A 25,144-nucleotide genomic window follows, 5' to 3' on the forward strand; every position below is an offset into this window, starting at 1 on the left:
GACGGGTTCGAATGGGGTCGTGGAGACGGGTGCGGAGGGGACCGTGGGACGGGACGCAGTGGGGTCCGGGGGACGGGACGCAGCGGGGCCCGGGGGGCGGGACGCGGAGGGGCCCGTGGGGCGAGCCGGGCGACGGGAAGAGGGACGACCGGAGCGGGGAGCGCGCGCCTGGCAGCCGGGGCAGGCCGGGGTCCTCGCCCTACCATCCGGCCGGCTGGTGCGCGGGCGCGGCCTGCGCCGGCCCCCGGACCCGGCGGCGCCCGCCCCCTCGTACGGCCTCTACCTCCTCGGCTCACCGCCCCCGCAGGTGCCCTGGGAGGCGCGCTGGGTCCGCTGGCCCGACTTCCGGCTCCCCGCCGACCGGGCGGACGCGCGGGCGGCGTTCGCCGAGGCGTGGCGGCGGGCGGACGCCGAGCGCGTGGAGGTCGCCTGCGGCGGCGGACGCGGCCGTACGGGGACGGCGCTGGCGTGTCTGGCGGTGCTGGACGGCGTGCCGGCCGGGGAGGCGGTCGCGTTCGTGCGCCGGCACTACGACCGGCACGCCGTGGAGACGCCCTGGCAGCGGGCCTACGTGCGGAAGTTCACCCGGGAGGGCGCGGGCGGCGTCAGAGGCTGAGCGTCATCAGCAGGCGGTGGGCGCCGGGCCCGAAGTAGTCCTTGCGGGGGCCGCCGGGGTCCGGTGAGAAGCCCAGGGACTGGTAGAGCGCGACGGCCGTGTCGTTGCCCGGTTCGACGGAGAGCGACACGGAGTGGACGCCCTCCGCGCGCAGATGGCCCAGGATCTGTGTCATCAGCTGCTTCCCGTGGCCCTGTCCCCGCAGGCCGGGGGCGATGCCGAGGCTGAGGATCCAGCTCTGCGCCGCGTTCGGCGGGGTCGACAGCACGTAGCCGCCCAGCTCCTCGCCGTCCTCGAGGACGAACACGAAGTCCGGGAAGGAGGCCAGGAGCTGGCGCAGCACGAAGTACGGGTACGGGTCGGCCGGGAAGGCCTCGGCGTCGAGGCGGACGATGCGGGGGAGATCCTCCTCCGTGGCCGCTCTGATCCATAAGCGCCTTTCTCCGGACACCTGGCTCACCGTCGAACCGGCGACCGACGGAAAACGATCTCCGGGAAGAGGAGTCATACCGTCCCCTTGTGAAGGATCGACAAAGCGAATGGCTGGTGCGCTGGCTCTTGTGCGATATGCATACCTGATCGTCCATCATTGCCCGGTGCATCCACTCCTTCAAGACCCCCGTCGACTGCTAGGCTGAACCAATGACCTCGGGATCGCGCACCGCTGCGCAGAAACTGAATGCCGATGTGCGCTGGGACACCTTCGATCCCGGCGAGTACATCAAGCGCAATTACCTCGAGATCCAGCCGGTGGACCGGCAGATCCTGTCCCTGGTGCGCGACCACTTCCGTGATCATTTCAAGGGCCGCGAGGGGCGGGTTCCCGCCGGTGTCGACGTCGGCGCCGGGCCCAATCTCTACCCCGCCCTCGCCATGCTCCCCTGGTGCGACGAGATCACCCTGCTGGAGCGGTCGAAGGCCAACCTCGCGTACCTCGACGGTCAGCTCTCCGGTTACGACGCCAACTGGGACCAGTTCTGGGAGGTCCTGCGCGAGAAACCGGAATACGCCGGGATCGGCGACCCCCGGGCGCGCTTCCAGGAAGCCGTCCAACAGCCCCTCCGGGGAAGCCTGTTCGACCTCTGCGGCAAGGAACCCCGCTGGCACCTCGGCACGATGTTCTTCGTCGCGGAGTCCATCACCACGTCGTTCACCGAATTCCAGCGGGGCGTGGGCTGCTTCATGAGTTCCCTGCACGGGGGCGCGCCCTTCGCCGCCGCTTTCATGGAGCATTCCGAGGGGTATCGCGTGGGCTCACAGGAATTCCCCGCCCGCGACATCGACGCGGACGACGTGCGCTCGGCGCTGAAGGATTACGCGGAAGGCGTCACCTATCACCGCATGGCCAATCCGAAGCAGCTGGTGCGCACCGGATACACGGGAATGATCCTGGCCTGCGGGCGACGGAGAGCCTGATATCCGACCGTTTTTCCGTGGTGCCGGGCCTGTGCGAGGGGGATGGGCATGCAGATCAAGCCGAGACAGAATCTGCTCGAAGTGTGGCAGGCCATCGCCCGCCATTCCTTCGAGGACGGGAAATGGGACTGGGGCGAATGGGGCGGCCGCAGCAGTGTGGCCGACGCGGAGCGCCTGCTGTGCCTGCTGTACCCCGCCACCGAGATCTCCGCGTTCCGTCTCGACGACCCCGACACCACCCAGCGGGACGTGGAGCGGTCGCTGAGGAGCGCGGGCGACTCCAGCGAGATCCCCGGGAACCTCGTCAAGGTCCTCTCCGACTTCATGGAGAAGCACCGCGGTGAGGAGAGCCCCACCTTCGCCGGCGGCTACTACTTCGCCCCCGAGGACCCCCGCCACGAACTCTCCGAGGAACAGCGGGAAGTAGGGGTGGTCGACTCCTACTCCATGTCGGTCACGCTGTGCCTCGCCACCCTCGGCTTCCTCAAGGTCTACCGGGGCAAGACGCAGCGCAAGAGCACCCTCGCCCAGATCGACCGGCTCCGGGAGGCCACCAGCGCCCGGCTGACCGCCGCCATGGTGAGCCTGCTGCGCTCGTTCACCGTCAACGTCGTCGACGTCTCCTCCGACCAGGGACAGGCCCTCACCCGCCTCCTCGGACAGGGCCGGCTCTCCGAACGGCAGGTCCTGCACCGCTTCCAGGAGCGGTTCCGGGCACTGCGCGCCGTCATCAGCGAAAGCGTCACCCTCGGCCTCGACACCGACGTCACCGAGGAACTGCGCAACGAGAACCGCCTGTTCGAGTGCGGCTGGGCCTGGAGCCTGGTGAAGGGCGCCCCCGAGGTCGAGGTCGAGCCGCAGACCGCCGAGGGCATCGGCAAGCAGCCCGCGGGCGTCGCCCACCCCACGCCCTACCTCTACTTCACCGTGGTCGCCCTCGACGGCATCCCCGACCTGTTCTCCGAGCGCACCCTCGTCCTCGGCCTGCTCAACCCCGAACAGCAGAAGCTGGCCGACGCGCTGCGGCTGCGCTGGGAGATCACCCAGCAGTACTGGTCGGCCATCGCCCGCTTCGGCGACGGCACCTGGCCGCTGGAGGAGATCCCCTGGCGCACCACCCTCCAGCAACTGGAGTCGCCCTACTTCTCCCTCTCCGTCGCCTCCATCCTCGTCCACGACCTGGTCCGCCGCCGCGCCACCGACGACGACCTCACCCGCACCGTCGCGGTCATGGAACGCCTCGCCGAGCGCGGCCGCATCACCAGCAACATGACCCGGGACGACCCGGCGATCGTCCTGCACAACCCCGGCGTCACCCTGCCCCTGCTGGGCAGCGAGGCCCTGGGCCCCGCCATGAAGTGGACGATGGGCGACTTCTCCGCGCAGCTGCTCAAACGGACCGTCCAGCTCTGCTCGCTGTCCCGGAACATCGCCTCCCAGGACCGGCTGCTGCGCCTCGCCGAGAACATCCTCGACCACCTCTGGCAGCGCCGGATCACCGAGGGCGACGGCGTCGGCCTGTGGGACAACGTCCACGCCGTGTACCCCGAGACCCCGGCCCGCCAGGGCCCGCTGTCCTGGTCGGTCACCGAGCGCGTGACCGAGTGCATGGTCGCCGCGCACGCCCTCTACGACCAGCCGCCGGTCCGCAGCGCCGAACTCTCCCTGCTGTCCAGGGCGCTGATCAGCGAGGCGGCCCACCTCTTCGGCAAGGAGCAGATGGAACAGGCCGCGCCCGCCCCCAAGAGCCCGCAGGGCGAGGAGATCAAGGGCATCGAGGCGGACCTGCGCCGCGCCCGCCTCCTGGTCGACGAGCAGCCCGGCACCGCCTACGCCCTCGCCCTCGGCATCCTCTCCCGGCTGGACACCCTCGCCCGGGCCCGCGGCGACTCCTCGTCCCGGGGGGTGTGAGGCGTGCTCGTGTTCGCCGCATCCGACAAGGGGGGCACCGGACGGTCCGTCACCAGCGCCAACGTCGCCTACCACCGGGCGCTGGACGGGGACGACGTCTGCTACCTGGACTTCGACTTCGGCTCGCCCACCGCGGCCGCCGTGTTCGACCTGCCCGACGTCCTGTCCGAGGCCGAGGGCCGCGGGCTGCACTCGTACCTGAAGGGCAAGGCCGGCGAACCCCTCCGCGTCGACGTCTGGGCCCGCACCGAACACCCCCAGCTCCGCAGCCGTCCCGGGGGATCCGGGCGGCTGGTGCTGCTGCCCGGGGACCGCACCGGCGGAGAATTCGTCACCGACGAGGAGAACCTGCACCGGTGCGTGGACCTCGTGCTGCGCCTGAAACGCGAATTCGACGTCATCATCGTCGACTTGAGCGCCGGACGCAGTTATGCGATGGACCTCGCCCTCGCCGCCACCTCCCCGCGCGGGGGACTCGGACGCCTGAAAACCCGTTGGCTCGTCTATCACCGCTGGACGCGTCAGCACGTGATGGCGGCCGCCGAACTCGTGTACGGCAAGCAGGGCATTGTGCAGGCCGGTGTCGCCATGGGCCACGACCCCGACGCCCTTTCCGCCGCGATCCGCTTCGTCCGGGCCGCCGTGCCGAATCTCGAGTCGCCGCTGTGGTCGCAGGTCTCGCCCGCGCAGTACGCGTGGATGCGGCAGTGCGACATCCAGCTCGAGGAAATCGCCGCCAATCGCGGTATCGGCAAGACCCGGGTGCTGTCGGCCATTCCGCTGGAGCCCGTCCTGCAGTGGCAGGAACGGCTCATCACCGACGAGGACGTGCACGACCGCCGCATCGCCCACGTGGAGACCTGGCAGAAGATGGGCGAACTCGCACAGCGCCTCACCGACGACAAGTACTGGGGGCAGCTGTGAGCGGACGGGAAACCGTCTTCCGGGAGACCAGCGCGCAGCCGCGCACGGAATCCGTTCCCTTCTCCCATCTCTCCCTGGAATTAGGGCACTTGTACATGGAGGACTTCGTCGAGGGGCCGGACCGGCTGCGCCGCCACTTCGCCGCCGTACGGCCCTGGGTGGAGGCCGCCCGGGCCGGCGTCGGCCCGCTGCCGCCGGGCAGACGGCCCCGGATCAGCACCTGCTTCCTCGTCGACGACTACTTCAGCCGCCTGTCCACCCCCGCCGAGCTGATACCGCCGCTGCTGGCGGCGGCGGCCGAGGCCGGCCTCACCATCGACTACCTGGCCCGCGAGTCGGGCTGCGCCGTCGCCGAGCCGGGCCGCCGCGACCGCGTCGAACTCGCCGAGGCCGTCCTGCACCGGCTGGTGGAGTCCCCGCCGCCCGGCAGCAACGGCTTCCGCCCGCCCGTCAGCCGCACCGGCTGGCTCACCAACGGCCGGCGCGCCCCCACCCACCGCACCTCCCCGGCGCTCACCGGCGGCGTCTGGGAGCCGCCGAGCGAGACCGGCGCCCGCGGCCACTCCGTCTTCATGGACGTCGAACTGTGGAGCGGACCCGCGGACGAGCGCACCTGGTCCTGCGCCTTCCTCGCCGCCGTCTGGCAGCTCGTCCGGCTCGGCCTGCTGCGCGACAACGGCCGCGCGGTCCTCGCCCCCGCCCCGTGGGACGCCAAGGAGTTCCCCGCCGAGTGGGACGCCCTGCCGCCCGTCGTCCGCCTCAACCCGCTGGCCGCCCCCTTCACCGCGTACGCCACGTGCAGCATCCTCCCGGCCCGGTTCCTGCCCGTGGAGCACGCCGTCCGCGTCATCCTCGACCAGGTCCACGTCGAGGCCGACGCGCTGCGGCAGGCCGCCGAACGCGCCTCGGGCGAGGGCTTCGACGTCCCCGCGGGCGTCGTGGACCGCACCTCCTACGTGTTCCCGCCGGGGCTGTGACATGAGCACCGTGCGCACGACCGACGCCGTCCTCGCCTGCGGGGAGGTCCGCACCTGTCTGCTGCCCACCCGGGAGGCGGTGGACGAGCAGGTCGCCGAACGGCTGCTGCGGCTGCGCGCCGACGAACGGGTCCGGCTCTCCCGGCGGCCCAACCGGTACGCCGTCTCCCCGGACGTCCTCACCGGCGTCGACTGCCGGCTGCCCACGGCGGGCGGCTCCAGGGTCCGCGCGGTCGGCACGGTGACCGCCCGCGCGGCCCTCGTCGAGGGCCGGGTGCTCCAGGCCACCGCGTACTTCTCCGCGCCCGCCGCCGGCCCGGACCGGCGCCGGCCGTGGGGCTGGTACCTGGTGCGTCCCGGCGTCCTCGTCCCGGTCGGCAGGGTGACCCCGAAGGCCGTCGTGGAAGGCTTCCTGACGCGCCACCAGCAGGACGAGCTGGACGTCGGCTCGATCGCCGAGGGCCAGCTGTCGCGGATCTCGCGCCTGCTGCTGGACTCCTTCGACCCGCCGCTCACCACGATCGACACCCGGGTCCGCTGGGCCGCGTCGCCCGCCCCGGACGGCGAGGGGCCGTCCCTGCGCTTCACCGTCGCCGACGACGGGCTGCGCACCCTCGAACTGCGGCTGCCGCCCGGCACCGCACCGGCCGCGACGGCCGCGCTGTGCGAGGACCTCGCCCTGCACGACTGGCTGCTGACCACCGTCGTCGACAAGCTCGACGGACTCCGGCTCGGCGCCGCGGACGACGAGGCCGCGCTGAAGGTCCTGCGTCCGCTCGTCGACCACCTGCTGCACCTGTGGCTGCCCAGGGCCCGCGTCGAGCCGTCGCTGGAGTCCCTGTGGGACGGGCTGGAGAAGGAGCCCGGGTTCAGCCGCCAGTGGGAGACCCTGGTGCGGCGGATCCGCGACCAGCTGCTCCTCCAGGCCATCCGCACCCAGCGCGACGCCCTGGGCTCCTCGCTGACGACGCAGTGAGGAGCCCCGGCGGCGCCCCACATCCGAAGAACACCGCTACGACTTCTGTCCGCACACGGTCCCGACGGGGGGAGAACGTGAGATGAGCGCACCGACGAACTCGTTCAGGGGTGGCCCGCAGGGGCGGCCCGACACGGACGGCGCCCGGCAGCTGACGCTGAAGCTGCTGGTCACCGCGGTGGTGGGTGGGGTGGTCTACGTCCTCACCAACGTGCTGCTGCCGAAGGAGGAGGGCCCCTGGCAGCTGGTGCTGTCGGTGCTGTGCGGCGGCACGGTGCTGATCGTGCAGTTCATGGCGTCCTTCGTGAACCAGCTGGGCGAACTGAAGGAGGTGGTGGAGAAGCGCTTCGCCGACATCGGCGAGGCCACCAAGCTCTTCAACGAGGTGGAGAAGCTGCGCGGCGACGGGGTGCCCCGGCTGGCCGAGCACGCCACCAAGGTCGTCTCCACGGGGCCCGAGATCCTGCACGACTTCGCGCACGAGGAGATCAACCGGCTCGCCCGGCAGATGGAGAAGCTGACGAACCTCAGCGCCGACTGCGCGGGGGAGAACCACGAGTGGCTGATCAACCTCACCGAGCACACCAGGAGGAGCATCGACGCCGTCAGCACCACCGTCGTCGACGACGGCTTCTGGACCAGTGAGCCGGCGGGCCGCTACCTCACCGCGCAGCGGGAGGCGATCGACGACCGGACGGTCACGGTCCGGCGGGTGTTCATCCTGAAGGAGGGCCAGGACCGCGAGTCCCTCGCCGCCCTCGCCACCATCTGCAAGGAGCAGCAGGAGATGGGCATCCAGGTCCGGGTGGTGCCCCAGGACAGGATCGCCCGCCGGCTCGGCCGGGGCACGATGATCGACTTCATCGTCTTCGACCAGGCGATGTCCTACGAGATCAAGGCCGACCTGATGGAGGGCATCTCGTCGACGACCGTGAACGCCGACCGCGGCGAGGTCCAGATCCTGATCCGGCGGTTCCACCAGATATGGGACGCCGCCAAGGAGCCGCAGGACGAGCCCGCCCTGAACGGCCTGCTGGACGGCGTTCCCGACGGCGTCCCCGTCCTCCCCGACGGGACCGGTCCGGACGCCGCGTGAGGCGTCCGGACCGGATCCGTCACCGCCGGCTCAGCCGAGCGTCCGCGCCAGCAGCGCGGCCGTCTCGACGATCAGGTCGTGGTCGGGGGCCGCGTCCCGGTCCGGGCCGGTGACCTGGACCACCAGCACCACCGGGGCGCCGTCCGGCGTCCAGGCGATCCCGGCGTCGTTGTTCGCGCCGTACCAGCCGCCGCCGGTCTTGTCGGCCAGCGTCCACGTCGGCGGCAGTCCCTTGCGGAAGCGGTTGACGCTCGTCTCGTTGGCGAGCATCCAGTCCGTCAGGCGTCGCCGGTCGCCGGCCTCCAGCGCGCCGCCCAGCACCAGCCGGGCGTAGGAGCGGCCGATCGCGTACGGGGTCGTGGTGTCCGTCACCCGCCACGGCTCGGCCGAGTTCAGGTCCGGCTCCCACCGGTCGAGCCGGGTGACGCGGTCGCCGATCGAGCGGGCGAAACGGGTGATCGCCGTCGGGCCGCCCAGCTCCCGCAGGAGGAGGTTCGCGGCCGTGTTGTCGCTGCGGCACAGGGCGGCCCCGCACAACTCGGCGACCGTCATGCCGCGGGCCACGTTCACCGGGTCCCCGGTGACCGGGGAGTTCTCCACCACGTCGTCGGCCGTGTAGAGGACGCGACGGGCCAGCACCTCGCCGTCCCGGTCCAGGTCGCGCAGGACGGCGGCCACCGCGAGGACCTTGAACAGGGAGCAGACCGGGAAGCGCTCGCCGGCCCGGTGGCGCACGGACCGGCGCGTCCGCACGTTGTGCGCGAAGACGCCGAGGCGGGCGCCGTGCCGCTCCTCCAGCTCGCGCAGCCGGGCGGTGACGGGATCGGCGGCGCCGGCGGCGCGGGCGGGACCGGCGGCCAGCAGCGAGGCCGCGGTGGCGGCCGTGGCGGTGAGCAGGGTACGGCGGTTCGTCGAGCGTAAGATCGTTCTCTCCGTCCGTCGGTGACTGGGTCAGGGGACCTCGCTGATCTCCGCGGTCCCTTCTGTCACGGACGTCCCGTCCCGCCGCACGGTTGCGAGCAGCAGGGGCGTCGCCAGCAGCAGCACCCCGGCGACGGCGAGGGCCGTGCGGGCGCCGGTGAGGGCTGCCAGGGCGCCCCACAGGGCGGTGAGCGTGGCGATGGACGCCTTGGTCCCGACCGACCAGGCCGACAGCGTACGGGCCACCCGGTCCGCCGGCGTCAGTTCCAGGCGGGTCGTGGTGAGCACGGTGTTGTGGACCGCCGAGCAGGTGATCAGCCCGGACTCCAGGACCATCACCAGCGCCAGCCCACCCGCCCCGGGCCCGACGAAGGCCAGCCCGACCGGCCAGCAGGCGCGCAGCGTCCCCGCCGTCAGCAGCACCCGGCGCCGCCCGTGCCGGGCGACCAGGCGCGGGGCCAGCCGCGACCCGATCAGGCCGCCGGTGCAGGGCACGGCGAAGGCGAGCGTGTACTGCCAGGGCGCGAAGTGCAGCGGCCCCAGCATCAGCACGGCCAGCAGCGGCGCACCGACCATGATCAGCCCGTTGACCAGCATCGTGTTCAGGAACAGCGGCCGCAGCGTCCGGTGGGCGAGCAGATGCCGCCACCCGGCCAGCAGGTCCCCGGCGGTCAGCCGGCCGGCGGGGACCTCGCGCACGGCCGCGGGCGCCGGCTCCCGGCCGCCGACCGCCCGCAGCCCCAGCGCCGACAGCAGGTAGCTGACCGCGTCCGCCGCCACCGTCACCACCGGCCCGAACGCTCCGACCACCGCCCCGCCGAGCGTCGGCCCGAGCATGGTGGCCGTCCAGGTCGTCGACTCGAACCGCCCGCTCGCGGTGAGCAGGTCCTCCGGCGGCACCAGCCCCTTCAGGAAGGCGCCGCTCGCCGCCGTGAACGAGATGTCCGCCGCCGCGACGACCACCGACACCAGCAGCAGCTGCCCGAACCCCAGCCCGCCGAGCGCCCAGGCGGCCGGCACGCTCAGCAGCGCCCCGCACCGCACCAGGTCCGCCGCCACCATCACCGGCCGCTTGCGGCGGAACTCCACCCACGGCCCGAGCGGCACCGCCAGGACGGCCCCCACCGCGGGCCCCACCGCCGCCAGCGCCGCCACCTGCGACGGTCCCGCGTGCAGCTCCAGCACGGCGATCATCGGGAAGGCGCCGAAGGCGAGCCAGGTCCCGAACGTGCTCACGGCGTACGCCGCCCACAACCACCCGAAGTCGCGCCCCAGCGCCCGCCGCCCCACCCGGTGGATCGTAGGGCCCGTCGCCCGGCTCCGGGCCGGGGGCCACGAGATCCGGGAGGAGGACGACGGCCGCGGCTGAGCCCGACCCTTCACCAGGGCGCAGGATCGACGCCGGCGTGGAGCCGCGCTGTAGGTTGATCGTTCGCGTCGCTCCGGTGCGCGGGCCGGTCGACGGCGGCGCGGAAGAAGATTTCGAAGAAAGCCGTCGGCGGATGTCGAGGACCCGTTTCCCGCCCCGACCGAGGCCGTGGTCAGCGCGGTGCGCCCGCGCCCGCGGCACGATCCGGACGGCCGGCCCCGAACCGGCGGACCACCGCCCCGCCGGCGTAGGCGAGAATGGACGGCATGAGCCCCTTCCGCCCCCAGCAGTGCCGCGCCGGTGTGCGATGAGTCCCTTCCGGGACGACGGCATCGTCCTGCGGACCCAGAAGCTCGGTGAGGCCGACCGCGTCATGCTGCGTCGGTGCGGGGGGCGACCCCCGCGCCCCCAGCGGTGCCGTGGGGGTGTGCGATGAGTCTCTTCCGGGACGACGGCATCGTCCTGCGGACCCAGAAGCTCGGTGAGGCCGACCGCATCATCACGCTCCTCACGCGTGGGCACGGCCGGGTGCGGGCCGTGGCCCGGGGGGTGCGGCGCACGAAGTCGAAGTTCGGGGCGCGCCTCGAGCCCTTCTCCCACGTCGACGTGCAGTTCTTCGCGCGGGGGAGCGAGCTGGTCGGACGCGGGCTGCCGCTGTGCACGCAGAGCGAGACCATCGCGCCGTACGGCGGCGGGATCGTGACCGACTACGCGCGCTACACGGCCGGCACGGCCATGCTGGAGACCGCCGAGCGGTTCACCGACCACGAGGGCGAGCCGGCGGTCCAGCAGTACCTGCTGCTCGTCGGCGCGCTCAGGACCCTCGCCCGCGGCGAGCACGCGCCCCACCTCGTCCTCGACGCCTTCCTGCTGCGCTCCCTCGCGGTCAACGGGTACGCGCCCAGCTTCGGCGACTGCGCGAAGTGCGGCATGCCCGGCCCGAACCGGTTCTTCTCCGTGGCCTCGGGCGGCTCCGTGTGCGCCGACTGCCGGGTGCCCGGCAGTGTCGTGCCGTCGCCGCGGACCCTGGAGCTCCTCGGGGCGCTGCTCACGGGAGACTGGGAGACCGCGGACGCGTGCGAGGCGCGCTACGTCCGGGAGGGCAGCGGGCTGGTGTCCGCCTACCTGCACTGGCACCTGGAGCGCGGACTGCGCTCCCTTCGGTACGTGGAAAAGTAAGCAGCGAAGGAGACGAGAAGCACATGGTCGTACGCGGGTTCCTGGGGCGGCAGCGCCGGGAGTACAAGGCACCTGAGCCGCACCCGTCCGGCGCCCGCGCGCCGAAGCTCCCCGGCGAACTGGTCCCCGAGCACGTGGCGATCGTCATGGACGGCAACGGCCGCTGGGCGAAGGAGCGCGGGCTGCCCCGCACCGAGGGCCACAAGGTCGGCGCCGAGCGCGTCCTCGACGTCCTCCAGGGCGCGGTCGAGATCGGCGTGAAGAACATCTCGCTGTACGCGTTCTCCACCGAGAACTGGAAGCGCTCGCCCGACGAGGTCCGCTTCCTGATGAACTTCAACCGCGACTTCATCCGCAAGACCCGCGACCGGCTCGACGAGCTCGGCATCCGGGTGCGCTGGGTGGGCCGGATGCCCAAGCTGTGGAAGTCGGTCGCCAAGGAGCTCCAGATCGCCCAGGAGCAGACCAAGGACAACGACCGGCTCACCCTGTACTTCTGCATGAACTACGGCGGCCGCGCCGAGATCGCCGACGCGGCGCAGGCCCTCGCGGAGGACGTGAAGGCGGGCCGCCTCGACCCGTCCAAGGTCACCGAGAAGACCCTGCAGAAGTACCTGTACTACCCGGACATGCCGGACGTCGACCTGTTCCTGCGCCCGAGCGGCGAGCAGCGCACCTCCAACTACCTGATCTGGCAGAGCGCCTACGCCGAGATGGTCTTCCAGGACGTCCTGTGGCCGGACTTCGACCGCCGCGACCTGTGGCGGGCCTGCGTGGAGTTCGCCTCCCGGGACCGCCGTTTCGGCGGGGCGATCCCCAACGAGGAGCTGCTGGCCATGGAGGGAAGGACGCCGGACCAGCAGGCCACCTCGTAGCCCCCGCGGGCCGCGCGGGCAGGGGCGCCGCAGCTCCCCGGGAGCGCGGCGCCGCAGTCCCGCGGGGCGTCGGCGTCGTGCGGCTCCGCCGTGGGCCCACGGCGGGCGAACGACGGCTCAGCCGCCGCAGGAGGCCGCGCAGTCGGCGCACGTACCGAAGATCTCCACGGTGTGCGCCACGTTCACGAAGCCGTGCTCCGCGGCGATGGCCTCGGCCCACTTCTCCACGGCCGGGCCCTCGACCTCGACGGCCTTGCCGCAGCCGCGGCAGACGAGGTGGTGGTGGTGCTCGCCGCTGGAGCAGCGGCGGTAGACGGACTCGCCGTCGGAGGTGCGCAGGACGTCGACCTCGCCGGCGTCGGCGAGGGACTGGAGCGTGCGGTAGACCGTCGTGAGCCCGACGGAATCGCCCTTGTGCTTCAGCATGTCGTGGAGCTCCTGCGCGCTGCGGAACTCGTCGACCTCGTCGAGCGCGGCCGCCACGGCGGCGCGCTGCCGCGTGGCGCGGCCCTTCACGGGCGATCCAGCGGTCGTCACCGTTGCCTCCTCACGTCTGCGCCTGGCCCGGGCCATTGTGCCAGCCCGGGCTGTGGCGGGTCAGACGTCCGCGGTGTCGTCGGCCGCCCGGGTGGCCGGAATCGCGCACTCGGCGGGGTCCCCCGCGGGCTGTCCGGCGGCGAGCGCGCGGGCGCGCCGCCGGGCCAGTGGCGCCGCCAGCGCGGTCAGCGCGACGAACGCGGCGATGGTCAGCAGCACGATCGTCGCGCCGGGCGGAACGTCCTGGTAGTACGAGGTCACGGTGCCGCCGATGGTCACGGTGATGCCGATGGCCACCGCGATCGCGAAGGTGGCGGCGAAGCTGCGGCTGAGCTGCTGGGCCGCGGCCACGGGGACCACCATCAGGGCCGAGACCAGCAGCAGGCCGACGACCCGCATGGCGACCGTCACCGTGACCGCCGCCGTGACCGCCGTCAGCAGGTTCAGGGCGCGCACCGGCAGCCCGGTGACGCGGGCGAACTCCTCGTCCTGGCTGACCGCGAACAGCTGGCGGCGCAGGCCCAGGGTGACCAGGACGACGAAGGCCGCGAGGACGCAGATCGCCGTCACGTCCGATTCCGACACCGTCGACAGGGAGCCGAAGAGGTACGAGTTCAGGTTGGCGTTGGAGCCCGTCGGCGCGAGGTTGATGAACATCACGCCGCCGGCCATGCCGCCGTAGAAGAGCATGGCGAGGGCGATGTCGCCGCGGGTGCGGCCGTACCAGCGGATCAGCTCCATGAGGATCGCGCCGAGGACGGAGACGGCCGTCGCCATCCACACGGGGGACCAGGACAGCAGGAAGCCGAGGCCGACGCCGGTCATCGCGACGTGGCCGATGCCGTCGCCCATGAGCGCCTGGCGGCGCTGCACGAGGTAGATGCCGACGGCGGGGGCGGTGACGCCGACCAGGACGGCGGCGAGCAGCGCCCGCTGCATGAAGGCGTAGTCGAGGAGTTCCATCAGCTCAGCAGTCCCGTGCGGATCGGTTCGGCGCCCGCCGGCGCGTGCGGGTGTACGTGGTCGTGGCCGGGCAGCGCGTGCTGGCCGACCGCGCGCGGGGGCGGGCCGTCGTGCGTCACACAACCGTCGCGCAGGACGACCGCCCGGTCGATGAGGGGCTCCAGCGGGCCCAGCTCGTGCAGGACGAGCAGGACCGTCGCCCCGGCCGCGACCTGTTCCCGCAGGGTCCGCGCGAGGACCTCCTGGCTGGCCAGGTCGACGCCCGCCATCGGCTCGTCCATGATCAGCAGCTCGGGTTCGGCGGCGAGCGCGCGGGCGATGAGCACCCGCTGGTGCTGGCCGCCGGAGAGGGCGCCCACGGAGTCCTTGGCCCGGTCGGCCATGCCGACGAGCTCCAGGGCGCGCCGTACGGCCTCGTGGTCGGCCTTGCGCAGGATGCCGAAGCGGGTCCGGGACAGCCGGCCCGAGGAGACGACCTCGGTGACGGTCGCCGGGACGCCGCCGGCGGCGGTGGTGCGCTGCGGTACGTAGCCCACGCGCCGCCAGTCCCGGAAGCGCCGGCGGTCCGTGCCGAACAGCTCGATCCGCCCGGCGCTGACCGGCACCTGGCCGATGACGCTGCGGACGGCCGTGGACTTGCCGGAGCCGTTCGCGCCGAGCAGCGCGACCACCTCGCCGCGGCGCACCGTCAGGTCGATGCCGCGCAGGACGGGGCGCGAGCCGAGCTCGGCGCGCACGCCGTGCAGCGAGATGACGGGCTCGCCCTGTGCGTCCATGACGTCCTCCGTGACGATCACTTGGTTCCCAGGGCGGTCTGCAGCGCCTTGAGGTTCGCTTCCTGGACCGCGAAGTAGTCCTGGCCGCGGGACTGGTCCGTGATGCCCTCGATCGGGTCGAGGACGTCCGTCCTCAGCCCGGAGTCCCCGGCGATGGTCTTCGCGGTCCTGTCGCTGACGAGCGTCTCGTAGAACACGGTCGTGACCCCGTCGGCCTCGGCCATCTTCTCAAGGTCCTTGACGCGCGCGGCGCTGGGCTCCGACTCGGGGTCGAGGCCGCTGATGGCCTCCTCGGTCAGGCCGTAGCGCTCGGCGAGGTAGCCGAAGGCGGCGTGGGTGGTGATGAAGACCTTGGTCTTCGTGCCGGCCAGGCCGGTCCTGAACTTCGTGTCCAGGGCGTCGAGCTCGGAGACCAGGGTGGCGGTGTTCTTCTTGTAGTCGGCCGCGTGGTCGGGGTCGGCCTTCTGGAAGGCCGCGCCGACGCCCTCGGCGATCTCGGCGTACTTGACCGGGTCGAGCCAGACGTGGGGGTCCTTGCCGCCCTCTTCGTCGTGGTCGTGGCCGTCGTGCTCGGCCGCGTGGCCGCCGGCCTCGTCGCCGTGCTCCTCGAGCGAGGTGAGCGTCGCGGCGTCGATCTTCGTCTTGACCTCGGACTGGGCCACCGTGTCGTCGACGGCGGGCTGGAGGCTCTTGAGGTAGAGCACCGCGTCGGCCTCCTCGACCTGGACGCGCTGCTTGGTGCTCATCTCCAGGTCGTGCGGCTCCTGGCCGGGCTCGGTGAGGCTGCTGACCTTCACGTGGTCGCCGCCTATCCGCTCGGCGAGGAAGGCCATCGGGTAGAACGACGCGACGACGTCGAACTTGTCCGTGTTGCCGGCCGCGGCGCTCTGGCCGGCGCAGGCGGTGAGGGTGGAGAGGCCGAGTGCCGTGACCGCCGCGATCGCGGTGCCCGGTATGAGTCGTCGCACGTTCATGACAGTCATTTTCAACAAATATGGAAACCGTTGTCAACAAGACGCCGGTCATCCCCGGACCGGGGCCCGGGGATGGCTGGAGGGGGCACCGATTTGGTCGAGGGGGAGCCCCCGCCGGTACCCTGAATCATTCGCTGGAAGCATCTCGCTTCGTCGCCCGTCGTCGTAATGAAGAGAGCACCGTGGCCGCCGACAAGATCGACACCATCGTCAGCCTGAGCAAGCGCCGTGGCTTCGTATTCCCCTGCAGTGAGATCTACGGCGGCCAGCGTGCCGCCTGGGACTACGGACCGCTGGGTGTCGAGCTCAAGGAGAACCTGAAGCGCCAGTGGTGGCGCTACATGGTGACGTCGCGCGAGGACGTGGTCGGCATCGACTCGTCCGTCATCCTGGCCCCCGAGGTCTGGGTCGCCTCCGGTCACGTCGCCACGTTCACCGACCCGCTCACCGAGTGCACCTCCTGCCACAAGCGGTTCCGCGCGGACCACCTGGAGGAGGCCTACGAGGCCAAGCACAACCGCCTGCCGGAGAACGGCCTGGCGGACCTGAACTGCCCCAACTGCGGCAACAAGGGCACCTTCACCGAGCCCAAGCAGTTCTCGGGCCTGCTCTCCACCCACCTCGGCCCGACGCAGGACTCCGGCTCCATCGCCTACCTGCGCCCCGAGACCGCCCAGGGCATCTTCACCAACTTCGCCCAGGTGCAGACCACCTCGCGCCGCAAGCCGCCGTTCGGCATCGCGCAGATGGGCAAGTCCTTCCGCAACGAGATCACGCCCGGCAACTTCATCTTCCGCACCCGCGAGTTCGAGCAGATGGAGATGGAGTTCTTCGTCAAGCCGGGCGAGGACGAGAAGTGGCAGGAGTACTGGATGGAGCAGCGCTGGAACTGGTACACCGGTCTCGGCCTGCGCGAGGAGAACATGCGGTGGTACGAGCACCCGAAGGAGAAGCTCTCCCACTACTCCAAGCGCACCGCTGACATCGAGTACCGCTTCCAGTTCGGCGGCAACGAGTGGGGCGAGCTGGAGGGCGTCGCCAACCGCACCGACTACGACCTCGGCGCCCACGCCAAGGCCTCCGGCCAGGACCTCTCCTACTTCGACCAGGAGGCCGGCGAGCGCTGGACGCCGTACGTCATCGAGCCGGCGGCCGGTGTCGGCCGCGCGATGCTCGCCTTCCTGCTCGACGCCTACGTCGAGGACGAGGCGCCCAACGCCAAGGGCAAGCTGGAGAAGCGCACGGTCCTGCGCCTCGACCACCGTCTCGCGCCGGTGAAGGTCGCGGTGCTCCCGCTGTCCCGCAACCCGGAGCTGTCCCCGAAGGCCAAGGGCCTCGCCCAGGCGCTGCGCCAGCACTGGAACATCGAGTTCGACGACGCCGGCGCCATCGGCCGCCGCTACCGCCGCCAGGACGAGATCGGCACGCCGTACTGCGTCACCGTCGACTTCGACACCCTCGAGGACAACGCGGTCACCGTGCGCGAGCGTGACTCGATGAAGCAGGAGCGCGTGTCCCTCGACCAGATCGAGGGCTACCTGGCCGCCCGTCTGATCGGCTGCTAGGCACCGCGTACGCGAAAGGCCGGCTCCGGCGGGGATCCCCCCGCCGGAGCCGGCCTTTCGTCTTCCGCGGACGGTGTGCGCGCCGCCGGGGCCGCGCGCCGCCGGGGCCGTGCGTCGTCGCGCCGCGGCAACCGGCTGCGGCGCGGCGGCGCATGACAAATGACAGCTGACAGATATTGAAATCTGTCAGCTGTCATGCCAAGCTGTCCGCATGACCACTCCTACGCGTACCCTCGGCACCACCGGCCCCCAGGTCTCCGCCCTCGGCCTCGGCTGCATGGGCATGTCCGCGTTGTACGGCGACGCGGACCGGGCCGAATCGATCGCGACCGTCCACGCGGCCCTGGAGGCCGGCGTGACCCTGCTGGACACCGGCGACTTCTACGGCATGGGGCACAACGAGCTGCTCGTCGGCGAGGCCCTGCGCACCGCCCCCGCGGCCCGCCGTGAGCAGGCACTGGTCAGCGTGAAGTTCGGCGCCCTGCGCGGCCCGGACGGCTCCTGGCTGGGCTACGACGGCCGGCCCGCCGCCGTGAAGAACTTCGCCGCCTACTCCCTCCAGCGCCTGGGAACCGACCACATCGACGTCTACCGCATCGCCCGGCTCGACCCGGACGTGCCGATCGAGGAGACGGTCGGCGCCATCGCCGAGCTGGTCGAGCAGGGGTACGTCCGGCACATCGGCCTCAGCGAGGTCGGCGCCGAGACGATCCGCCGGGCCGCGGCGACCGCGCCGATCGCGGACCTCCAGATCGAGTACTCGCTGATCTCCCGCGGCATCGAGGAGCGGATCCTGCCGGCCGTCAGCGAGCTGGGCATCGCCGTCACCGCGTACGGCGTCCTGTCCCGCGGGCTGATCTCCGGCCACTTCACCGCGGACCGGCAGCTCGCCGCGAACGACTTCCGGGCCCTCTCGCCGCGCTTCCAGGGCGACAACCTCCGGCACAACCTGGCCCTGGTGGAGGCGCTCAGGAAGATCGCCGAGCAGAAGGGCGTGTCGGTCGCCCAGATCGCCATCGCCTGGGTGCTGGCCCAGGGGCCGCGGCACGGCGCCACCGTCGTGCCGCTGGTCGGCGCCCGCAGCCGGAACCGCCTGACCGAGGCGCTCGGCGCGCTGGACGTGACGCTGGACGCCGCCGACCTGGCCGCGATCGAGGAGGCCGTCCCCGCGGACGCGGCGGCCGGCGACCGCTACCCGGCCGGTCAGATGACCCACCTCGACAGCGAACGCTGATCCGGGCGCCGGGTACCGTCTCTCCCATGGCCCCGACCAGCGAGACCCTGACCGCCGAGCGCATCCTCGAAGCGACCGAGGAGGTGCTGCGCCGCCACGGCCCGGCCAAGGCCACCGTGGTGGACGTGGCCCGCGCGCTCGGCGTCAGCCACGGCAGCGTCTACCGGCACTTCCGCACGAAGGCGGCGCTGCGCGAGGCGGTCACCAAGCGCTGGCTGGACCGTACGGCACAGGCGCTGGCGGGCATCGCCGCCGACGAGGACCGCGACCCGGGGACCCGGCTGCACGACTGGCTCGCCGCCCTCTTCGAGGCCAAGCGCCGCAAGGCCGGCGACGACCCCGAGCTGTTCGCCACCTACACGGTGCTCACCGGCGAGAACGGCGAGGCGGTCGCCGGACACATAGCCGACCTCACCGGCCAGCTGGCCGGGATCGTCGAGGCGGGCGTGACGGCGGGCGCCTTCACCGCCCCCGACCCGGCGGCCGCCGCCCGCGCGGTCTTCCAGGCCACGGCCCGCTTCCACGACCCGTGCCACGCCCGCGAGTGGCAGCAGCCCGGAGCCCGGGAGGACTGCGCGGCGGTGATCGCCCTGGTGCTGCGCGGACTGCGGGCCTGACCCCCGCGCCCGGCGGCCGCGGGCCCGGCACGCACCCGGCCGGGGACCCCCGTGCGCCGCCGTGCGTCTCCTGCGCGGCCGTGGGGTCGCCTACGCAGCCGTCGGATCCACCGTCGCCTGGTGCGCCTGCGCCAGGTGTTCCTCGGCCTTGAGCCACGGCAGGAACTGGACGTTCCTGCGCCAGCCGCAGGTGCCGCACCGGATCGTGCGCTGCACACCGCTGCGCTCCACCCGGACCACGTGCTCCCGCCCGTGCTGGTCCCAGCGCCGCACCCTGCTCGTGTTGACCGCCGGCATGACGCCTCCCGCGTCCGAGGACATCGACTCCGCTCGCGCGGCACCACAGTCCACCACCGGCAGGGGCCGCCGGGCGGCGAAGTGACCGACCCGTGTCCTGTCCGGCCCCCCGCCGTGCCCGTGCCCCGGTTCCGCCCGTCCCGCCTCAGCCGACCCTGCGCGGCAGCCGCAGGCTCAGCAGACCGGTGACGACCACCCCGGCGACCTGCACGAGGAGCGTCGTGATCAGCGCGTCCCGCATGCCCATCCCCGGCACCAGGGACAGGAACAGGGTGCCGAGGGTGGCCACGCCCAGCGCCAGGGAGGCCTGCTGAGTCGTCACCATCACACCGCCGCCGACGCCCGCGCGGACCGGCGGCACCTCGGACAGCACGATCCGCATCACGACGGGAAGCTGGAGCGCCTGGCCCGCGCCGGCCACCGCCGCACCCGGCAGCAGCTCGACGACGCCCAGGTCCGGCCAGCCGTGCCGGACGGCCAGCACGATCAGGGCCACGCCCGCGCCCTGCACCACCGCACCCGCCGTCACCACCCGGGCGCCGTACCGGGCCACGAGCCGGGGGCCGGCGAGCGAGGCGGCGAAGAACGCGAGCGCCATCGGCGCCAGCGCCAGACCGGCCGCGACCGGACCCAGCCCCTCGGCTTCGCCGCCGGACCGACGGCCGCCGTGCTCGGCGCGTCGCCCCTCGCGTCCGCGTCCGCCGGCGGAGGCGCCACCGTGGCGCTGCTCGGCATCGGGGTGGCCGCCGTCGCCCTCTTCGACTACACCGACGACGGCCGGGCGGCGGCCTCCGCGCGGCGGACCGTGCCGCTCAGGCGCTGACGCCCGCCGCCTCCCGGACCTCCCGCGCCTCCAGCCGGCGCGCCGTCCGCTCGGCCGTCCGCCGCGCCCACGGCCCGGTGGTCACGGCGCCGAGGACGAGGACCGCCAGACCGCAGCCGGTGAGCACCCACCAGCCGGGCACGGCGGCGGAGACGAAGGTCTCCCGGTACGCCGAGGCGCTCACGCCCGCCGCCAGGACCGCGCCGACCACCGCGACCCCGAGGGTCTGCCCCAGCTGCCGGCTGGTGGAGGCGACGGCCGCCGCCACCCCCGCCTGGCTGCGCGGCATCCCCGACACCGCCGTGTTGGTGATCGGCGCGTTCACGAAGCCGAAGCCGACGCCGAACAGCGCGTACCCGAGGAAGAGCGTGGCATCGGACGTCTCGGCGTCGAAGACGGCGAACATCACCGCGCTCAGGGTCATCGCGCACCCCGCGACCAGCAGCGGCAGCCGCGGTCCCCTGCTGCCCACGAGCCGCCCGGACAGGGGCGCGCACAGGAAGGTCGGTACGGCCATCGGCAGCATCCACAGGCCCGCGTGCAGGGCGTCCAGACCGCGCACGTTCTGCAGGTACAGCGTCGACAGGAAGAGGAACCCGCCCAGCGCGGCGAACGCGCTGATCGCTATCACGGTGGCCCCGCTGAACGGCGCCGACCGGAAGAACCGCAGGTCGACGAGGGGTTCGTCCCGGCGCGGCTCGTACCACAGCAGACCGAGCAGCGCGGCCAGCGCCACCGCCGCGAAGGGCCCGCTGACCGCCGCCCCGGCCTCCGGCGCCTCGATGATCGCGTACGTCAGGGAGCCGAAGAGCGCGATGACCAGAAGCTGCCCCACGGGGTCGGGGCGGCGCCCCCTGGGCGCGCGGGACTCGGGGACGAAGCGCAGGGTCAGCAGCAGGGCCGCGAGGCCGACCGGCAGGTTGAGCCAGAAGATCGAGCGCCACCCCACGGACTCCACCAGCAGACCGCCCACCAGCGGTCCCGCGGCCATCGAGATGCCGACGACCGCGCCCCAGACGCCGATCGCGCGGGCGCGCTCGCGCGGGTCGGTGAAGGTGTTGGTGATGATCGACATGGCGACCGGGTTGAGCATCGAACCGCCGACCGCCTGCACCGTCCGGGCCACGATCAGCAGGTCCAGGTTCGGCGCGAGGGAGCACAGCAGGGAGCCGGCCGAGAACACGACCAGGCCCGTCATGAAGACTCTGCGGCGGCCCGTCCGGTCGGCCGTGGAGCCCGCGAGCATCAGCAGCATGGCCAGCACCAGCGTGTACGCGTCGATCGTCCACTGCAGGCCGGAGGTGCTCGCGTGCAGATCGCGCTCCATCGCGGGCAGGGCGACGTTGAGGACGGTGTTGTCGAGGCTCACGATCAGCAGGCTCATGCAGCAGATCGCGAGCACGAGCAGACGTCGGCGATGGCTGAGCTCGGGCATGGGGTCCATCGTACGCCCACATCAATAGTGCGACTAACTAATGACTGTTACATGATAATGCCGGTGATGCCCGGGCACCGCCCCGCGTGCGGGACAATGGGGCAATGCCCACGACCGCGTCCCCGCAGAACACGGCCCTCCGGATCGGCCCGCACACCGTCCGGCCGCCCGTCGTCCTCGCCCCGATGGCCGGGATCACCAACGCGCCCTTCCGCACGCTGTGCCGGGAGTTCAGCGGCGGCAAGGGCCTGTTCGTGAGCGAGATGATCACGACCCGGGCGCTGGTCGAGCGCAACGAGAAGACCATGCAGCTGATCCGCTTCGACGCGACCGAGAAGCCGCGCTCGATCCAGCTGTACGGCGTCGACCCGGCGACCGTCGGCAAGGCCGTCCGCATGATCGCGGAGGAGGACCTCGCTGACCACATCGACCTGAACTTCGGCTGCCCGGTCCCCAAGGTGACGCGGAAGGGCGGCGGCTCGGCCCTCCCCTACAAGCGCAACCTGCTCCGCGCCATCCTGCGCGAGGCGGTGAGCGGCGCCGGGGACCTGCCGGTGACGATGAAGATGCGCAAGGGCATCGACGACGACCACATCACCTACCTCGACGCCGGCCGGATCGCCGTCGAGGAGGGCGTGACCGCCATCGCCCTGCACGGCCGCACCGCCGCCCAGCACTACGGCGGCACCGCCGACTGGGACGCCATCGCCCGCCTCAAGGAGCACGTGCCGGAGATCCCGGTGCTCGGCAACGGCGACATCTGGTCGGCGCAGGACGCGCTGCGGATGGTGCGGGAGACCGGCTGCGACGGAGTGGTGGTGGGCCGGGGCTGCCTCGGCCGGCCCTGGCTCTTCGCCGACCTGGTCGCCGCCTTCGAGGGCCGGACGGCGGACATCGCCCGTCCCTCCCTCCGCGAGGTCGCCGACGTCATGGTCCGCCACGCCGGCCTCCTCGGCGAGTGGGCCGGCGACGAGACCAAGGGCGTTGTCGACTTCCGCAAGCACGTCGCCTGGTACCTCAAGGGCTTCGCCGTCGGCTCCGAGATGCGCAAGCGGCTCGCGATCACCTCCTCCCTGGAGGAACTCCGCGCCGGCCTCGACTCGCTCGACCTCGACCAGCCCTGGCCCGTCGGCGCCGCCGGGCCGCGGGGCCGGACGTCCGGCAACAACCGGGTCGTCCTGCCGGACGGCTGGCTGAAGGACCCGTACGACTGCGCGGGCGTGAGCGAGGACGCGGAGCTGGACACCTCCGGCGGCTGAGCGGCTTCCGCCCACCCAGCCGCCCGACCCGGTCGGCCGGAGGGCGACGGCCCCCGGGGCTCCGCCCCGGACCCGGGCGGGGGCCGCGCCCCCTGCGCCCCGCGGGTCCGTTCGGCCGGCCAGGGGAGCAGGCCCTGGGGACTGCGCCCCGGACCCCGGTGGGGCGCCCGCCCGTCCGACTCGGTCGGCCACGGGGTGACCGTTCTCCGGGCCGTGTCCCCCGTGCCCCGAGGCCCCCGTGTCCTCGGAGGTCCGGCTCCTCGCGCCGTTCGCGGCGTCTCAGCCCGTCCGGCGCTTGAGGACGAGGCCCGTTCGGGGCCGGAGCGGGGTGCGGGGCGGCAGCCCCACAGGGGGTGCGGGGGCGGAGCCCCTGGGGACGGGACGGGCAGGGGCGGCGGGGGCGAGGTCCGCCCACCCCGGCCCCGGGGTCACCCCTTCGACGGATTCGGGGTCGACCCGTACGCCAGCAGGAAGCGGTCGCGGAACGAGCTCATCTTCCAGACCGGGGCGTCGTGCGCCGGCGCCAACCCCTCCGTCCACTTCCAGCCGGCGATCTTGTCGAGGACCTTCGGGTCCTTGGCGACGATCGACACCGGCACGTCCCGGCTGGCGTTGTCGCCGCTGACGCGGGCGATCGGCTGGTGGTCGCCGAGGAACACCAGGACGGTGTCGTCGGTGCCGTAGCGCTCCAGCCACTGGGTGAGGGCGGTCACCGAGTACCGGATCGACTTGCCGTACTCCTCCTTGGACTTCCCGGAGTCGTTGATGACCTCCGACGCCTTCCGCCCCGCCTTCTCGACGCCCTCGAAGACCGAGCCGTCGCCCACCTCGTCCCAGTCGACCATCTCCGGCACCGGTGCCCACGGCTGGTGACTGGACGTCAGGATGATCTCCGACATCAGCGGCTTGTCGCGCTCCTTGCCGTGCTCCAGCCGCTGGAACGCCTCCAGCGCGTACTGGTCGGGCATGGTCGACCAGCTGAACTTCGGCCCCTGATACCCCATCTGGAAGGCGTTGTAGACCTTGTCGAGGCCGTAGTACTTCTGCTCCGGCCAGCCCTTCTGCACGCCCGGCATGATCCCGACGGTGTCCCAGGCGCCGGACTTCTGGAAGGCCTTGGTGAGGGAGAGGTGGTCGCTGGCCATCACGGTGCGGTAGCGCTGCTGGTTGTCGACCCACAGGCCCGTCAACGTGGTGGAGTGGCCGAGCCAGCTGCTGCCGCCGAAGGTCGCCGAGGTCAGCCAGCCGCTCCTGGCGTGGAAGCCCGCCTTCGCCAGGGCCTCGGTGCTCGCGTCGAGCGTCTGGTTCACCCCCGGTGCCATGACCGGGTCCTCGATCGCGCTGCGGCCGTAGCTCTCGATGAAGGTGAAGAGCACGTCCTTGCCGCGCAGATCGGGCAGGAGCTGCGCGGGCGGGGTGTTGCCGAAGGTGTCGGTACGGGCCTCCTCGGCGAACGCGGCCTCGTCCCTGAGGGTGTCCCGCACCCGCCTGGCCTCGGTGGTGAGCGTGTCGGCGACCTGGTCGGAGGCGACCGGCAGCCCCGCGTACTGCAGACCGAGGGCGGAGCAGGTGATCCAGACCGTGCCGGAGGCCAAAGTGGCCCGGGTCGCCAGCGGGACGTCGCGGACCAGCAGGCCGGAGAGCCGGACCGTCGCCAGGGCCATCACCGTGCACAGCAGGGCGACCAGCAGGAACACGCCCACCGTGGCGGCGATCGCCGTCGTGCGGCCCATCGAGTCGGCCACGTACGACTGGGCGTCGTCGAGCAGGCCCCAGTCCAGAACCAGGTTGAAGTCCCGGCCCAGGTAGTCCACGAAGCCCATGTCGAGCAGGTTCAGCACGGTCAGCGCCCCGAGGGACACCCCGGTCAGCGCCGCCACCACGACCCGCGGCCGGCGGGGCAGCGCCAGCAGCACGGCCGCTCCCACGACCGCCTCACCGGGCAGCCGCACGAACCGGTGGACCTGGAGCGCGAACAGCCGGTTCGGCAGCAGCATCGCCCCGATCACGAGCACGGCCGACAGCACGGTCGCCGTCCACCACAGGACCCGCGCGACCCGCGGATACCGGGCGCGCCAGGCACGCCAGTGCGCGACACGCTCCCGCCACGAGCGCCGGGCGGCCCCGGGCGACGGCACCGCGTCCGGGGCCGCATCCGGCGCCGTGTCCGGCGCGGCTTTCGCGGTTTCCGCGGTTTCCGCGGTCTCCGCGGTCCCCGGGGACTCCTCGGGTTCCTTCGGGTCGGACCGGTCGGGCAGTTGACGAGCGCGAGCGAAGACGGGCACCCGAGGGGTCCTTCCGTACGGAGCCGGGTGGATCGGTGGATCCGAGGGGCGTCCCGGATCCACCACCGTTCCGTACGGCTTGCCCCCGGCCGGTGTTCACCCCGCTCGGCCAGCGCTCG

The 25,144-nt window shown here is 72.5% G+C and carries 24 protein-coding genes and 1 pseudogene; 14 read left to right on the forward strand and 11 right to left on the reverse strand.

What is annotated here, in order from left to right; genetic code table 11:
* Window positions 1–217 precede the first annotated feature (217 nt).
* The gene (locus ACH4F6_RS08635) at window positions 218–616 is read left to right on the forward strand and encodes a protein phosphatase (RefSeq protein WP_397959163.1); all 399 of its coding nucleotides are present in this window, start codon (window positions 218–220) and stop codon (window positions 614–616) included.
* On the opposite strand, the gene ACH4F6_RS08640 is transcribed toward ACH4F6_RS08635, so the two are convergent.
* Window positions 606–1,067: a GNAT family N-acetyltransferase gene (locus tag ACH4F6_RS08640; RefSeq protein WP_397959164.1), complete on the reverse strand. Its 462-nt coding sequence runs from the start codon at window positions 1,065–1,067 to the stop codon at window positions 606–608. The two genes, ACH4F6_RS08635 and ACH4F6_RS08640, sit on opposite strands and share 11 nt — an antisense overlap.
* Before the next feature lie 191 nt (window positions 1,068–1,258).
* Between ACH4F6_RS08640 and ACH4F6_RS08645 the strand changes: the two genes are divergently transcribed.
* The 6 genes from ACH4F6_RS08645 to ACH4F6_RS08670 all read left to right on the forward strand — a co-directional run bounded on the left by ACH4F6_RS08645 (window position 1,259) and on the right by ACH4F6_RS08670 (window position 7,916).
* Entirely contained in the window at window positions 1,259–2,032 is a 774-nt protein-coding gene (locus tag ACH4F6_RS08645) for an SCO2525 family SAM-dependent methyltransferase (RefSeq protein ID WP_397959165.1), read from the forward strand.
* A 48-nt stretch (window positions 2,033–2,080) separates the two neighbouring features.
* Window positions 2,081–3,943 carry an SCO2524 family protein gene (locus ACH4F6_RS08650; protein ID WP_397959166.1) on the forward strand — a complete coding sequence of 621 codons (1,863 nt, stop codon included), beginning with the start codon at window positions 2,081–2,083 and terminating at the stop codon, window positions 3,941–3,943.
* Window positions 3,944–3,946: 3 nt separating this feature from the next.
* Complete coding sequence (locus ACH4F6_RS08655) at window positions 3,947–4,867, forward strand: SCO2523 family variant P-loop protein (RefSeq protein ID WP_397959167.1); 921 nt, start codon at window positions 3,947–3,949, stop codon at window positions 4,865–4,867.
* The gene (locus tag ACH4F6_RS08660; protein WP_397959168.1) at window positions 4,864–5,844 is read left to right on the forward strand and encodes an SCO2522 family protein; all 981 of its coding nucleotides are present in this window, start codon (window positions 4,864–4,866) and stop codon (window positions 5,842–5,844) included. The genes ACH4F6_RS08655 and ACH4F6_RS08660 overlap by 4 nt, the downstream gene beginning before the upstream one ends.
* Before the next feature lies 1 nt (window position 5,845).
* On the forward strand, window positions 5,846–6,820 hold the full coding sequence (locus tag ACH4F6_RS08665) for an SCO2521 family protein (RefSeq protein ID WP_397959169.1): 975 nt from the start codon (window positions 5,846–5,848) through the stop codon (window positions 6,818–6,820).
* An 82-nt stretch (window positions 6,821–6,902) separates the two neighbouring features.
* Window positions 6,903–7,916 carry a DUF6879 family protein gene (locus ACH4F6_RS08670; RefSeq protein WP_397959170.1) on the forward strand — a complete coding sequence of 338 codons (1,014 nt, stop codon included), beginning with the start codon at window positions 6,903–6,905 and terminating at the stop codon, window positions 7,914–7,916.
* Between the two features lie 30 nt (window positions 7,917–7,946).
* On the opposite strand, the gene bla is transcribed toward ACH4F6_RS08670, so the two are convergent.
* On the reverse strand, window positions 7,947–8,840 hold the full coding sequence (gene bla, locus ACH4F6_RS08675) for a class A beta-lactamase (protein WP_397959337.1): 894 nt from the start codon (window positions 8,838–8,840) through the stop codon (window positions 7,947–7,949).
* Between the two features lie 27 nt (window positions 8,841–8,867).
* On the reverse strand, window positions 8,868–10,127 hold the full coding sequence (locus ACH4F6_RS08680; protein WP_397959171.1) for an MFS transporter: 1,260 nt from the start codon (window positions 10,125–10,127) through the stop codon (window positions 8,868–8,870).
* 511 nt (window positions 10,128–10,638) lie between these two features.
* On the opposite strand from ACH4F6_RS08680, the gene recO reads away from it, so the two are divergent.
* Window positions 10,639–11,385, forward strand: coding sequence for a DNA repair protein RecO (gene recO, locus ACH4F6_RS08685; RefSeq protein WP_397959172.1), 747 nt, complete (start codon window positions 10,639–10,641; stop codon window positions 11,383–11,385).
* Window positions 11,386–11,408: 23 nt separating this feature from the next.
* The gene (locus tag ACH4F6_RS08690; protein ID WP_397959173.1) at window positions 11,409–12,260 is read left to right on the forward strand and encodes an isoprenyl transferase; all 852 of its coding nucleotides are present in this window, start codon (window positions 11,409–11,411) and stop codon (window positions 12,258–12,260) included.
* Between the two features lie 117 nt (window positions 12,261–12,377).
* On the opposite strand, the gene ACH4F6_RS08695 is transcribed toward ACH4F6_RS08690, so the two are convergent.
* Genes ACH4F6_RS08695 through ACH4F6_RS08710 form a run of 4 tightly spaced genes read right to left on the reverse strand, consistent with a single transcriptional unit; the run spans window position 12,378 to window position 15,510 of the window.
* A complete protein-coding gene (locus tag ACH4F6_RS08695; protein WP_397959174.1) occupies window positions 12,378–12,797 on the reverse strand; it encodes a Fur family transcriptional regulator in 420 nt (139 codons plus the stop codon).
* A 60-nt stretch (window positions 12,798–12,857) separates the two neighbouring features.
* Window positions 12,858–13,760, reverse strand: coding sequence for a metal ABC transporter permease (locus ACH4F6_RS08700; RefSeq protein WP_397959175.1), 903 nt, complete (start codon window positions 13,758–13,760; stop codon window positions 12,858–12,860).
* Window positions 13,760–14,536, reverse strand: a complete 777-nt coding sequence (locus ACH4F6_RS08705) for a metal ABC transporter ATP-binding protein (RefSeq protein ID WP_397959176.1) — start codon at window positions 14,534–14,536, stop codon at window positions 13,760–13,762. The genes ACH4F6_RS08700 and ACH4F6_RS08705 overlap by 1 nt, the downstream gene beginning before the upstream one ends.
* Window positions 14,537–14,553: 17 nt before the next feature.
* Window positions 14,554–15,510, reverse strand: a complete 957-nt coding sequence (locus tag ACH4F6_RS08710) for a metal ABC transporter substrate-binding protein (RefSeq protein WP_397959177.1) — start codon at window positions 15,508–15,510, stop codon at window positions 14,554–14,556.
* 182 nt (window positions 15,511–15,692) lie between these two features.
* Between ACH4F6_RS08710 and ACH4F6_RS08715 the strand changes: the two genes are divergently transcribed.
* The 3 genes from ACH4F6_RS08715 (at window position 15,693) to ACH4F6_RS08725 (ending at window position 18,926) form a co-directional block, all read left to right on the forward strand.
* A complete protein-coding gene (locus ACH4F6_RS08715; RefSeq protein WP_397959178.1) occupies window positions 15,693–17,075 on the forward strand; it encodes a glycine--tRNA ligase in 1,383 nt (460 codons plus the stop codon).
* A gap of 211 nt (window positions 17,076–17,286) precedes the next feature.
* Entirely contained in the window at window positions 17,287–18,309 is a 1,023-nt protein-coding gene (locus ACH4F6_RS08720) for an aldo/keto reductase (protein ID WP_397959179.1), read from the forward strand.
* A gap of 26 nt (window positions 18,310–18,335) precedes the next feature.
* A complete protein-coding gene (locus tag ACH4F6_RS08725; RefSeq protein WP_397959180.1) occupies window positions 18,336–18,926 on the forward strand; it encodes a TetR/AcrR family transcriptional regulator in 591 nt (196 codons plus the stop codon).
* A 90-nt stretch (window positions 18,927–19,016) separates the two neighbouring features.
* Here the strand turns inward: ACH4F6_RS08725 and ACH4F6_RS08730 are convergent, their stop codons facing one another.
* Window positions 19,017–19,223: a hypothetical protein gene (locus ACH4F6_RS08730; RefSeq protein WP_397959181.1), complete on the reverse strand. Its 207-nt coding sequence runs from the start codon at window positions 19,221–19,223 to the stop codon at window positions 19,017–19,019.
* Window positions 19,224–19,368: 145 nt separating this feature from the next.
* A pseudogene (locus ACH4F6_RS08735) lies at window positions 19,369–19,869 on the reverse strand (MFS transporter); the annotation flags it as partial.
* Between the two features lie 21 nt (window positions 19,870–19,890).
* Between ACH4F6_RS08735 and ACH4F6_RS08740 the strand changes: the two are divergent.
* Window positions 19,891–20,046, forward strand: a complete 156-nt coding sequence (locus ACH4F6_RS08740) for a hypothetical protein (RefSeq protein ID WP_397959182.1) — start codon at window positions 19,891–19,893, stop codon at window positions 20,044–20,046.
* Here ACH4F6_RS08740 and ACH4F6_RS08745 read toward each other — a convergent pair.
* Complete coding sequence (locus ACH4F6_RS08745) at window positions 20,036–21,481, reverse strand: MFS transporter (RefSeq protein WP_397959183.1); 1,446 nt, start codon at window positions 21,479–21,481, stop codon at window positions 20,036–20,038. The genes ACH4F6_RS08740 and ACH4F6_RS08745 overlap by 11 nt on opposite strands.
* Before the next feature lie 104 nt (window positions 21,482–21,585).
* Between ACH4F6_RS08745 and dusB the strand changes: the two genes are divergently transcribed.
* Window positions 21,586–22,740: a tRNA dihydrouridine synthase DusB gene (dusB, locus tag ACH4F6_RS08750; RefSeq protein ID WP_397959184.1), complete on the forward strand. Its 1,155-nt coding sequence runs from the start codon at window positions 21,586–21,588 to the stop codon at window positions 22,738–22,740.
* A 428-nt stretch (window positions 22,741–23,168) separates the two neighbouring features.
* Here the strand turns inward: dusB and ACH4F6_RS08755 are convergent, their stop codons facing one another.
* Window positions 23,169–25,025, reverse strand: coding sequence for a CDP-alcohol phosphatidyltransferase (locus ACH4F6_RS08755; RefSeq protein WP_397959185.1), 1,857 nt, complete (start codon window positions 25,023–25,025; stop codon window positions 23,169–23,171).
* Window positions 25,026–25,144 lie beyond the last annotated feature (119 nt).

Origin of the sequence: Streptomyces sp. NPDC017936, from assembly GCF_044328485.1 — a bacterium.
Lineage (GTDB): Bacteria > Actinomycetota > Actinomycetes > Streptomycetales > Streptomycetaceae > Streptomyces.